The organism is Solitalea longa, assembly GCF_002920915.1.
Classification (GTDB): domain Bacteria; phylum Bacteroidota; class Bacteroidia; order Sphingobacteriales; family Sphingobacteriaceae; genus Solitalea; species Solitalea longa.
The window spans coordinates 318709-331588 of sequence record NZ_PQVF01000001.1 but is presented as its reverse complement, the minus strand read 5'-3'; the positions used below and the strand labels follow the sequence as shown (position 1 = coordinate 331588).

Annotated in this window: 6 protein-coding genes; 2 read left to right on the top strand and 4 right to left on the bottom strand. The window is 41.1% G+C overall.

Annotation, left to right across the window (positions count from 1 at the left end):
* Positions 1-6: 6 nt before the first annotated feature.
* The 4 genes from C3K47_RS01530 to C3K47_RS01515 form a co-directional block, all read right to left on the bottom strand.
* A complete protein-coding gene (locus C3K47_RS01530; protein ID WP_103787305.1) occupies positions 7-1044 on the bottom strand; it encodes a glycoside hydrolase family 53 protein in 1038 nt (345 codons plus the stop codon).
* 7 nt (positions 1045-1051) lie between these two features.
* Positions 1052-2104: a SusE domain-containing protein gene (locus tag C3K47_RS01525; protein WP_103787304.1), complete on the bottom strand. Its 1053-nt coding sequence runs from the start codon at positions 2102-2104 to the stop codon at positions 1052-1054.
* A 117-nt stretch (positions 2105-2221) separates the two neighbouring features.
* Positions 2222-3817 carry a RagB/SusD family nutrient uptake outer membrane protein gene (locus tag C3K47_RS01520; protein ID WP_103787303.1) on the bottom strand — a complete coding sequence of 532 codons (1596 nt, stop codon included), beginning with the start codon at positions 3815-3817 and terminating at the stop codon, positions 2222-2224.
* Positions 3818-3828: 11 nt separating this feature from the next.
* On the bottom strand, positions 3829-6807 hold the full coding sequence (locus tag C3K47_RS01515) for a SusC/RagA family TonB-linked outer membrane protein (protein WP_103787302.1): 2979 nt from the start codon (positions 6805-6807) through the stop codon (positions 3829-3831).
* Between the two features lie 221 nt (positions 6808-7028).
* Here C3K47_RS01515 and C3K47_RS01510 point away from each other — a divergent pair, with 221 nt between their 5' ends.
* Positions 7029-11198 carry a hybrid sensor histidine kinase/response regulator transcription factor gene (locus C3K47_RS01510; RefSeq protein WP_103787301.1) on the top strand — a complete coding sequence of 1390 codons (4170 nt, stop codon included), beginning with the start codon at positions 7029-7031 and terminating at the stop codon, positions 11196-11198.
* A gap of 76 nt (positions 11199-11274) precedes the next feature.
* Positions 11275-12786, top strand: a complete 1512-nt coding sequence (locus C3K47_RS01505; protein WP_103787300.1) for a family 43 glycosylhydrolase — start codon at positions 11275-11277, stop codon at positions 12784-12786.
* Positions 12787-12880 lie beyond the last annotated feature (94 nt).

The window sequence follows — 12880 nt, the reverse complement described above, 5'->3', positions numbered from 1 at the left end:
TAATAATTATTTAATAAGAAATGCATCCATGGCCACGGTTGGCTTACCGCTTGCATCAAAAGCACCCAGCTTATATCCTTTCCAGCTGTTATAGCACTCAGGTTCCCAATAAAGCACACCAAGACCCTTTCCATTACTAACCGAATTGGTTTTCAGAATAATATCATCTAAAAATGCTTTGCAGATAGCGGCCTCAGTAGCTTCCATCCCTACCTCACACACCATTACTTCTTTACCGTAACGGGCTACCATATCGTTCATATTGCTAAGGCATTGCGAATTTAAAGATGCCCAATTAGCAGTGGTAGGATATAATGACATGCCAATTACATCCCATTGGGTTCCATTGTTTTTCAGACCGTCAAAGATCCACCTGAACAGGGAGTTGTCATAACCATTTGAAATGTGCACAATTACTTTTGAAGTACTGCTAACAGATTTTATCGCTGTATAACCCGATTGGATGAGCTCGGCAAAGTTTTTCATATTCTTTGATGCGCGGCCTTCATCCCACAGCATCCCGTCATTTGTTTCGTTACCCACCTGCACCCATGCCGGTGTAATGCCTTTATTTTTAAGGGCCGTCATTACTGCAACCGTATGATCATAAACCGAAGTTTTTAAAGCTGTAATATCCTGACTGCTCCAGGCTGCCGGTTTATTCTGCTGCCCCGGATCGGCCCATGAATCGCTGTAATGAAAGTCGAGCAAAATGCCTAAGCCCATGTTCTTTGCCCTTAATGCTTTCGCCACCAGGTCATCGGTATTGCACCAGCCATTTGCAGGATTTACCCATACGCGCAAACGAATGGTGTTCATTCCCTTGTCTTTCAAAATCTGAAAAAGATCCTGTTGGGCACCTGCATTGTTATAAAACTTGATTCCCTGGGTTTCCATTTCTGTTACCCAGCTCACATCCGCCCCTTTTACAAAATTTGCAGCGAGTTTCGGCTGCTCCTCAGTTTTTGTAGAGTCAGGATCATTTTTACTGCATGCTGTTGAACATATCAACAGCATGCAGCTTAACAGCTTCAGCACTTTCATTCAGTTTTTAGTTTTTGGTTATGGTGTATCTGTAGTTTCCTGGGTTACTTAAATCAAGAACAACTGTATAATTTCCGGCGGCAGGTATCTGGATATTTTCACCATTTACCTTTAAAAACCCATTTGCAGGTTTATTATCTCCATAGTTAAGCCCCCAGGAATGATTAGCTCTAAATTTCATTGGACCAGCATTGAAGTTGGCTGTTACTTTCCATACACGCTCGGTGGCGTCATAAGCCATTTCTGTATCAGCTTCCCAACCGGCCACAGCATCGCCAACAATACCAAATGTAACCTTTTCTGCACTCCAGGTATTGGCGTTAAAATCGGCTTTCATTAAATAATAACCCGCCGATGGGACAAATAAATTGCCTCCTGTAGTGTTAAATGTACCTTCGGCATAAGAAGCTGTATTGCTACTGCTGGCCCAGCCATACCAAATATCGCCGCTGTTATATTTAAATATTAAGGCCGATGGATCCGGGAAATTAACGTATCCTTCGTAGATCTTATTATCGTAAACCGATGCCACTTTATCAGTCTTCACATTCCAGCCGTTTTGTGCTCCCGGTACATTTACCGATGGATAAACGATAATAATTGGGTAAGGGGTAACTGATAACTCCACCACATTTGAATATACCGGAGCTATTGTTTCAGCAACTTTTGCTTTCACCCTGAATTCAACTACCGAAGCTGTACCCGGCGCAAGGCCCATAAGGTTGAGCGAATTATTCAGATCAGCCACCTTAAACGTTTGCGTTAACACACCTGGATCGATACCGTATTCTTTAGGTGCGGCAAAGTTATTTCCTTTTTTATCCATTTGCACCACATACTTAACGGCAGCTTTAAAGCCATAATCGGCGCTTTCCCAGTTTAAATGCATGGCTTCCTGCTGGGCATTTTCACTGCTAAGCACAATACTGCTTGCCGAAACACTTACCGCCGGAGCCGTTCCGTTTGTTGTGGAAATTATTGTTTCATCTTTTTCGCATGCGCTTATCAATATCGATAAGGACAGAATAAGCGCAAACGTTATTTTAGCTATTGCTTTCATTTTCAGAATATTTTAGATAAAAAATCTAATTAAACCTCCTCCTTTTACCTACTCTGCAACCTAACTTATGAGTAAAGCGTCCATTTGGAGGTTTAATTAGTTTAGATTAAAATTCGATTAATAGCCCGTATTTTGTTCCATTGCAGGATTTGAAACCAGCACCGATGAAGGTATAGGATACAATACGCGGTAGGCTTCTACACCTTTTCCATCCTTAACTCCACCTTTCCAAGGCCATACGTAAGCATCGGAAGTGAACTTGTTAAAGCGTACCAAATCAGAACGACGGAAACCTTCCCAGTATAACTCACGACCGCGTTCATCAAGGATATAATCTAGCGTATACGAACTTATATTTCCGCTTGCGTTGCCAAATGCTCTTGATCGCAACTGATTCAGGTACTGCAAAGCAGTAGCTTCCGAGCCGTTAGTGGCTCCGCGTTTAACCGCTTCAGCGTAGGTCAAATAAATCTCTGCCAAACGGAACAACGGAAAGTCGGTTGAGGCATACTGTCCGTTAGGAGAAGGAGGCGTTTGATTAGTTGAAGTAATATTGCTGAATTTGCCAACCGCCAATCCATCGGTGTAAACGAGCAGGTCATTCATTTCTATATTAGAGCCGAAAAATATTGCCCTTTTATCGGTGTTGCCTGAATAATCAGGGAACAGCAATGGCAAATTTTTCGTACTTCTGATACCGGACCAGCCTCCGCTCGGAATACCGAATTCAGGTGGATTCATTGCCCCACTCACTGCCGCATTGATAAGGTAAGTAGTGCCTCCCCAGTTTTGAGAGTTCACCCCATCATAAGCAATGGCTAAAATGGTTTCAGGGTTGTTCTTATCGTTATCGCCCAAAAACAGGTTTTTGTAAGCTGGATTTAGCGAATATGACGAAGCGATAACTTTTTGAGCATAGGTAACCGCGTCATTAAATTTTCCTTTCCCGGCTCCTAAATATACTTCTGAGTTTAAATACATTCGCGCCAGTAATGCCCAGGCTCCGGCCTGATCAACACGTCCGTATTCATTTTGCTTAGGCGCTTTTAACAAAGGCTCAATAGCTTTTAGCTCCGATTCGATGTATCCGAACAGTTCGGCTCTTTTAATTTGAGGTGGAGTGAATTTTCCGATTGGATCATTCTCAGTTACAAATGAAGGACTGCCAAACAGATCCATCAATACCCAATACTGAAATGCTCTCAGGAAGCGCGCTTCAGCACGGTAATAACGGATCTCGTCAGCATCAGTACCGGTAATTTTTCTGCTGGCCAGTTTTTCATCCGTAGACTCTCTTAAAAATTCATTACAAACGGTAATTTGATACAAACTGCGGCTGTAAAGTCCAAGTAGCATCACATTGCCCGAGCTCCAGTTCATCACATGGAAATCCTGAACTCCAGGGTCGTTCCAAACAATTGCAGCTTCTTCGGTGCTTAACTCCTGCACACTCCAAAACATCCGCATAAAATCTGATGTTCCCTGGTCAATACCTTTAACATCTCCGGAAGCAGCATCAGGGCCTTCATTTCCAGTTACGGCATAACTTCCGTAAACTTTGGCCAGTACTTGTTTATAACCCTGCGCATTTGCATAGGCAGCATCGGCAGTGGTAGCGTTTGTAGGCGTTAAATTTAAATCGTTTGAACATGAGCTCAGGGCAAAGATCGCAATGCCTACCAAGCCTGTTATTTTCTTATATGTACTTTTCATGGTTTAGCAGATTAAAAATCGAGGTTTACGCCCAATACAAACGTTTTTGGTCTTGGATAAAAGTTATTATCAATACCGGTGTAGATCTCCGGATCCTGACCGTTGTATTTGGTAACCACAAACACATTTTGGCAATTTGCATTAATGCGAAGGTTGGCGGTTTTATCAGCCCCTAAAACATGACCGACATTATAGGTCAGACCTAAATTATCCATGCGTAAGAATGAAGCGTTTTGCAGGTAGTAGTCAGATTGGTACTGATTATTTATAAAGTTGGATCTATAAATTTCGGTGGTGCTGTTACCCAAATAACCTACAGGATTTAAAATATTGTTTTTCACCCCTAAGCCTGCTGCCAGGTTATTATACATGTAGTTGCCAATATTAGCTCTTAAAACCGCACTTACCGACCATTTTTTGTGAGTAAACTGTGTGTTAAAACCCATGATCACCTTTGGATTTGATGACTTATAACGGTAAAGGTCCTTCTCATTAATCACACCATCTCCACTCAAATCTTCATACAAGCCTTCAACCGGCTTACCATCTTGGTAAATCTGTTTGTACACATAGAAAGAATTGGTTGGGTAATTCACGCTGTTGATCTGGATCTTGTTTCCTGTTCCACCGGTAATAGCCCCGGTTGGAGCTCCTGCATAATCCGGGTTGTCAATGGCGGTAAGGTTGGTGATCTTGTTATCGTTATAAGTGATATTAAACCCTAGATCCCAGTTGGTGGTTTTATTTCGTATTGCTGCCGCATTAATACTAAACTCAACACCCTTGTTCTCCACATTTCCAACATTGGTAATGATCTCATTGGTAAAGTTTGAGCCTGGTGCAATTGGAATGTTATTCAACAAATCTTTGGTCTTTTTGTAATACACGTCAACAGCACCGGTAATGCGGTTGTCGGCAAAACCATAATCTATACCTGCGTTATAGGTATCGGTTTGTTCCCATTTAATACTACTATCATAGGCAGCTGGCGATGACATTTGATAAAATGTATTACCAAACTGATAAGAAGCCGCAGCCACACTGTAAGAATATACCGGCAGGTACGAATAGTAAGGAATACCATCCTGTTGTCCTGTACTTCCGTAGCTCAAACGCAATTTCAGGTCTGAAATAGATTTTGACGATTTAAGGAAATTTTCCTGGTTAATTCTCCAGGTAAAGGCAAGTGAAGGGAATAAACCCCAACGGTTTTCGGGTGCATATTTACTCGAACCATCATTACGTAATGACCCGGCCAACGTATATTTCGAATCGTATGAATAAATAAAGCGACCATAGTAGGAGATTAATCGAGCCTGAGGCTTATCGAACGGAAATGAAGGTTCAGAACCGCTAACCACATCACCGTTAGCCTTATGACTTGCATATAAATACTTGGTGGTTAAGAAATCGTAGTAACCATAACCTGCCGTAGCATTAATGGTACTTTTTATGGATTTAAAATCCTTCGCATAATTCAGGTAGAACTCACCCACCTTATTGTTTACCTTTTGTTTGTACTCATTGTTCACACCTCCAACGGCATAACTCTGAGCAGCCTCTGCAGGAACGAAAACGGTGCCTTCGCCTTTAGAAACATCATAACCCAAATTAAGGTTGGCTCTTAAACCGGCAACAAAAGGCATTTGGTAATCTAATTGAATGTTACCATAACTTCTTTGCACTTTGCTTTCGTCAGCCTTCATCTGCAACAGTCCAACCGGGTTGCGCGAAGCATTCGGGTTTAAAGTTGTTACACCATTTGCGGTGGTTGTCCATTCAAAATAGTTACCATATTGATTAGTCACATTTACCGACTGAGTTGGATCGAAAGCCGCAGCGGCTCCAATTGCCGACTGGTTGGCAAATCGTGTATTGCTAAATGCCCCTTTCAGGTTCAGATCAACTTTTAAATGCTTATCCAAAAAGCTTGGGCTAAGATTTAATGCAACCGTAGAACGATTAAGCTTGTCGGTTACCAATACACCTTTTTGGCTTAAATATCCGCCCGATAAGCGGTAAGGCATTTGTTTCCATGAGCCAGCAATACTCAAATTATTATCAGCGCCAATAGCGGTTTGATAAACCTCATTTTGCCAATTGGTAGAGGTAGATCCCAACATTGCTTTCTGAGCATCATTGCCATTAGTGTTTACATAGGTTCTGAATTCCTCGGCGGTAAGTACATCGAGCTTCTTGCCAACCTCATAAACCGAAAGCTGCGAACTGAAGTTGATCTTTGGTTTTCCTTCTTCTCCTTTTTTAGTGGTAATCAAAACAACCCCGTTAGAAGCTCTTGAACCGTAAATAGCTGTTGCCGCAGCATCTTTCAACACCGTAAACGTTGCAATATCATTTGGGTTGATGAGGTTCAAGGGATTAGCCGCACCGGCTATCACATCATTACTAAGAGGAACTCCATCGATAACAATCAAAGGATCGTTACTTGCAGATAAAGATGCACCTCCCCTTATACGAATTACACTGCCCGACCCCGGCGAACCGCCGTTTGACACCACGTTAACACCCGCCATTTTTCCACTTATCAATTGCTCTGGAGTGGTGATGCTTCCTTTCTGAAAATCCTTTGCGTTAACCGTAGAAATTGAACCGGTGTGATCCTTCTTTTGCTGCGATCCGTAACCGATAACCACTACTTCTGTTAAAGCCGTTGATTCTGGTTGCATAACAAAGTTGGCAACAAAATCGCCGATTAGGTTAATGGTTCGTTGCAGATCTTTATAACCAATAAACTTCACCTGCAGCGTAACGCTTCCGTTAGCAATGCCGGTTAATTTATAGTTACCATTAGCATCTGAATTTGTTCCGGTACTACTCCCCATAATACCAATGTAGGCGCCGGGTAATGGCTGCCCACTTTCATCAATTAACTTTCCGCTTATACTGCTTTTGTTTTGTGCATTGGCAATCAAAACAGAAAACATACAAACCAGAAGTAAAAGATACTTCATTTTGTAAAGTTGTTTCATGTGATTCTGTTATATAAATAAATTGGTTGTTTCGTTAGAATGGCTTGTCAATTACTGAGCGAAAGCACTTAAATCCACTATGCAACATTAAAGAAATATGCATCGGTCGACTTGTTCAAATCAACTTTTATTTGGTACTGATTGTCATTTATATCCAATTAAATCGTTTATTTAGATTCTTCAATTGGATATCTGATTTCAGTAAGCTTTATTGTATTTGCATGAATAAAAAGCCAGGAAAGATAGCAAGCAAACTGTTCCAACGTTGGAACATCGTCATCTTCGCATTCACACTGCTGACGGCCACCAACCAAGTTAATGCACAGGCCGATTTAAAATTTAACCACATTAACCATGAGCAAGGTTTAACAAACAGTACTATAGAAACTATTGTGCAGGATGCTTATGGTTTTATATGGATTGGCACACGTGACGGATTAAACCGATACGATGGTTATAAAATGAAAACGTATCGAAACACTGCTAACGATACGACTTCCCTTAGCGACAATTACATCAAGTATTTATACCTCGATAAAAGCAAAACACTTTGGATTGGAACCACAAACGGTCTCAACCAATACAACAGCTTAAAAAATTCCTTTATCATTTTTAAACATGAAGAGGGCAACGCTACTAGTATTGCCAGCAATAACATTACCTGCATGCAGGAAGACCGAAAGGGCTTACTGTGGATTGGTACTAATGGCGGGGGGTTGAGTATTTATCAGCCTGGCACTACTAATTTTAAGCATTTTAATTACCGAAAAAATAAAAAGGGATCGATAAACGGCAATTACATCAATGCCATTTTCAGAGATCCCAAGGGAAACATGTGGGTAGCAACCGATGTGGGTTTAAATCTCTACCAGGAATCAACAAATAGCTTTATTCAATACCTGGGCAACACCCCTTTTCATTTAAAATTTATTCAAAACGCGCCTAATGCACAGCTATGGATCGGTACGGAAGACAATGGACTATTGCTTTTCAATCCGCAAACGCAAGCTGTTAAACAGTTTTTACACAACGATCGTTTGAGAAATAGCCTTGGAAGCAATATGATAAAAAGTTTGCTTGCAACACAAACCGGACATTTATGGGTAGGAACGATAAATGGCGGATTAAACTTGTTAGACCCGGAGACCGAAAACTTTAAAACCTTCACCAATGAAACGGGCAACAACAACAGCCTTTCGCAGCGAACGGTTTCCGCATTATTTGAAGATAAGCAAGGCAATCTATGGATCGGCACTCACCGCGGCGGTCTGAATGTTTATTGTCCACAGGCCCAAAAATTCAACCTTTACCGCCAGGAGATCAATCCGTATAGCCTGAGCTATAATAACGTAAAAGCCTTTTGCGAAGATCACACAGGAACTATTTGGATTGGAACCGATGGCGGCGGCCTTAATCGTTTCGACCGGAAGACCAATCGTTTTTACCATTATAAATACAATCCATTTTCGGCAACTTCATTAGGAGCCGATGCTGTTTTGGATGTTACCGAAGACAGTAAAAACAGGCTCTGGATTGGCACCTGGGCGGGTGGTCTCAGTCTTATGGATAACCAAAATGGTAGCTTTAAGCGATTTAAACACTCACCCGCAGACAATACTTCCATCAGCTCTGATTATGTTCAAAAAATTTATGAAGATCGAAACGGTCAATTATGGGTGGCTACCTATTTTGGCGGACTGAATAAGTTCGATCCTCAAACCCAGAAATTCGAACGGTTTGGCTATAGAACAAATTCGACATTGAATTTAAGCGGCAATAATGTTGTATCGATAAATGAAGATAGCGATGGTAATTTATGGATAGGCACGGACGACGGAGGATTAAACTGTTATAATAGTGCAAAAAGAACGATAAGGCACTACTTCAATAATGCTGCTAAAAAGCCCGATATCCGTGTGCTTTTCAACGACAGCAAGAATAACTTTTGGGTAGGACAGGCGGGTTTATACCTCTACGATAAAAAACACGATCGATTTACCATTTACACCAATAAGGCCGGCCTTGACCATGAATTTATAAAAGGCATTAAAGAAGATGACGAAGGATTTCTTTGGATATCGACCAATAATGGCCTTACCAAATTCAACCCGAAAACGCTTGAGTTTAAAAAATTCAACAACAGAGACGGCCTTCAGGACCTTGAATTTGAAGTAAATGCTGCACTAAAAACCAAGGATGGGTCTCTTTTCTTTGGAGGTGTGAACGGGTTTAATGTGTTTAACCCTAAAACCATTCAAAGCAATTCGTTTATAGCCCCGGTTTACATTACCGACTTTCAAATATTCAATCAACCCATTTCGGTAAATGATGATCATTCGCCCTTGCAAACCGACATCACTCAAACCGATAATATTGTTTTAAGCTACAAACAGTCGAGCTTATCATTTGGGTTTGCGGCGCTTAATTACGTGGCAACCGACAATAATCAATATGCTTACAAGCTCGATGGTTTTGAAAAGAACTGGCATTATGTATCAGCCGACCGTAGAGCAACATATACCAATCTTAGTCCGGGAACCTACACGTTTAAGGTAAAAGCGGCTAACAACGACGGCTTGTGGAACCCGGAAGCACGCAGCATCATTATTGAAATTAAGCCTCCTTTTTGGCTTACTTGGTGGTTTAAACTGATCATTGCTGTGCTTTTGATCGCGGTTGTGTATGCCTATAACCGAAATAAACAACTGCTGAATCACCGAAAACTGGAGCAAAAGAAGAAAGAAGAGATTCACCAAATGCAGCTACAGTTTTTTACCAATATTTCGCATGAGTTCAGAACACCGCTTACGCTGATCTTAGGTCCACTGGAAAAACTCATGAACAGCACTGTTGACCCGCTTACCGGACATGCCCATCAGATCATTTATCGCAATGCAAAACGCTTGATGAATCTTATCAACGAGCTGATGGATTTCAGAAAAGCAGAAACAGGAGCGCTTTCCTTAAAGATAATGCCAGGCAATATGAATGTGTTGCTGGAAGAGATCGCAATGGAGTTTGAGGATTGGGCAGAGCAAAAGCAACTGCATTTCGAACTAATAAATACCCCTTGTACTTCTGACATTTATTTCGACCGGCAGATCCTGGAAAAAATCCTGCTTAACCTTATAAATAACTCCTTTAAATACACGCCAGAGGGTGGCCAGGTAACGGTAAAATTGTTTTTCTCTCTCGACGATATCAATCCGAAATTTAAAAATGAATTAAACATTAAAAACGACTTCAAAGCCAGTAATTACTTTTATGTGATGGTTTCTGATACAGGCATTGGCATCTCTGAAGAATCTCTTGCGCATCTATTTCAACGTTATTTCCGTATCAATTCTTCGCACCTGGGCTCCGGAATTGGTCTGGCTTTCGTTAAAACACTTACACTGATGCACAAAGGTGAGTTATATGTGTATAGCGAACGTAAAAAAGGCACCGAAATAATTATTGCCCTGCCTTTAGGATCCGAAAATTATCAGGCCAGCGAACTTTGGTTAGGCAAACCCGATCATATAAAAATTGAAAGCCTTGACAATGAATACCTGTATTCTGATTACGGTCCGGAAGAAATAACCACGCTACCTGCAGCTGAAAAAAGCCTGGCATCAACAGGTAAAAAGTTGTTGATCGTAGATGATAATCCGGAGCTGCGCAATTTTCTTTCTGAAAGTCTCAGGGATGAATTTGAAATTACCACCGCGATAAACGGCTTAGATGCCTTATCGAAAATAGAAATGCAGCTTCCTGATTTGATTATCAGCGATGTGATGATGCCAGAAATGGATGGCATTAAGTTTTGCAAGCGCATCAAAGAAAATGCACACACACAGCATCTGCCCGTAATTTTGCTTACCGCCAAAAATGGTCTCGAAGCTCGGATAGAAGGAACAGAATCGGGTGCTGATTTTTATTTTTCAAAACCGGTTAGCATCAATCTGCTTTCGCTCACCCTGCGCAATATTGTTGCCCAAAACGAAAAGTTAAAACAGCTTCATATCCGCAGCCATCAATCGGAACTTAAGGAACAATGCACAAACGCCATCGACAAGAAATTCCTGGATCAATTAATGACCGTAATTGAAACACATTTGATCGACCCTGATCTAGATGTTGATTTCTTATGCAAAGAACTGAACATGAGCCGGACCAAATTATATGAATTGCTAAAACGGATCACCGGGCAATCGATCGTTGAATTTATCCGAACCATCAGACTAAACAAGGCCGCCGAAATTATGATCAATGAAGATGCTGCCCTTGCAGAAGTTATGTATCGTGTGGGCATTCAAACACAGTCGTATTTCACCAAAGCCTTTAAAAAGGAGTTTGGTAAAACGCCAAGCCAGTTTTTGCAAGAGCTGACAACACACAAGCAGGAATAAAAAATTAAAATTTAAAAAAACTTAATGCAAAACATATAACGCAAACACTTACACACCAATTATTATTAGAATTAACATGAAAAAAACATTTCTATTTGCCTTGTTTGCACTGCCGGTGTTATTTGCCAATGCCCAGGTTCAGACTAAATCAAATCCAAAAGGTGAAAGCTTTTATTTAAATCCGATTTTTTCGGGCGATTACCCTGATCCCAGTATATTACGTGATGGCGACAATTATTACCTCGTCAATTCTTCTTTTGAATATTATCCGGGTTTATTGATCTGGCAATCGAAAGACCTCGTTAACTGGACACCCGTTACCAAAACGCTGACTAAGTACGTGGGTTCGGTTTATGCACCTGATTTGGTTAAATACAAAGACACTTATTATATCTATTTCCCGGCAGGCCCTACCAACTGGGTAATAACAGCCAAATCAATTAATGGCCCATGGAGTGAGCCTATCGATTTAAAAGTTGGAAATATAGACCCTGGTCATGTTGTTGACGCCGAAGGTAAACGCTATTTGTATTTCAGCAATGGTGGTTATGTGCCTCTGTCGGATGATGGCCTTTCGGTTACCGGTGAATTAAAGCAGGCTTATAATGGCTGGCCAGTGCCACGCGAATGGTCAATTGAATGCTTTTGTTTGGAAGGACCTAAGCTGGTAAAGCATGGTGATTACTATTACCTGACCGTTGCCGAAGGTGGAACTGCCGGACCGGCTACCAGTCATATGATCATTTCAGCACGTTCAAAAACACCGTTCGGCCCTTGGGAAAATTCACCTTACAACCCTATTGACAGAACGCTTAGCAGTGATGAAAAATGGTGGTCTAAAGGACATGGAACTTTGTTTGAAGATGCAAAAGGCAAATGGTGGATCGTTTTTCATGCGTACGAAAAGAATCATTACAACATGGGCCGCCAAACATTGTTACAGCCTATAGAGTGGACCAAAGACGGCTGGTTTAAAACTCCGGCAGGAATAAAAACCGGTGAACCTATTAAACGGCCTGCAGCGGAAGTTTCAAAAAGTTCGTTCTCATTGAATGATGATTTCAGCGGAAAAATATTAAAAACACAATGGAGTTTCTGGACCGACTATGACACTACTCGTTTCCGCTTAGCCGATAATTCGTTAACACTTAAAGGCAAAGGCACCGTGATTGGAAATTGTTCTCCTTTATTGTGCATCCCTTCTGACCATTCATATACTGCCGAGGTGGAACTAACAATTGACGGTAAGGCTACAGGCGGATTAGTATTGTATTATAACAACAAGGCCTATTCTGGTATTCTAGCCGATAGCGAGAACATCATGGCCAATTTAAGAGGCTGGCAACCTCCAGCCGAAACGAATGTGATCAAAAACCATGTTTTCTTGCGCCTTAAAAATTTTAACAATGTGGTTGATATGTTTTACAGCCTCGATGGATTAAAATGGAACAAAATTGAAAACTCATTAGAGGTCTCAGGATTACATCACAACGCATTAGGCGAATTTTTAAGCTTGCGAATCGGACTTTGTTCAATTGGCGAAGGCTCGGTTAAGTTCAAAAACTTTAAGTATACACCAATAAAATAAGGGAGCAATAAGCCCAATTTGTTATAATTGCGGCATTCAGTATTTTCGGCTTAGATTAAAATAGAAGCGAAATACGGAGTGCCGCTTTTTTTAT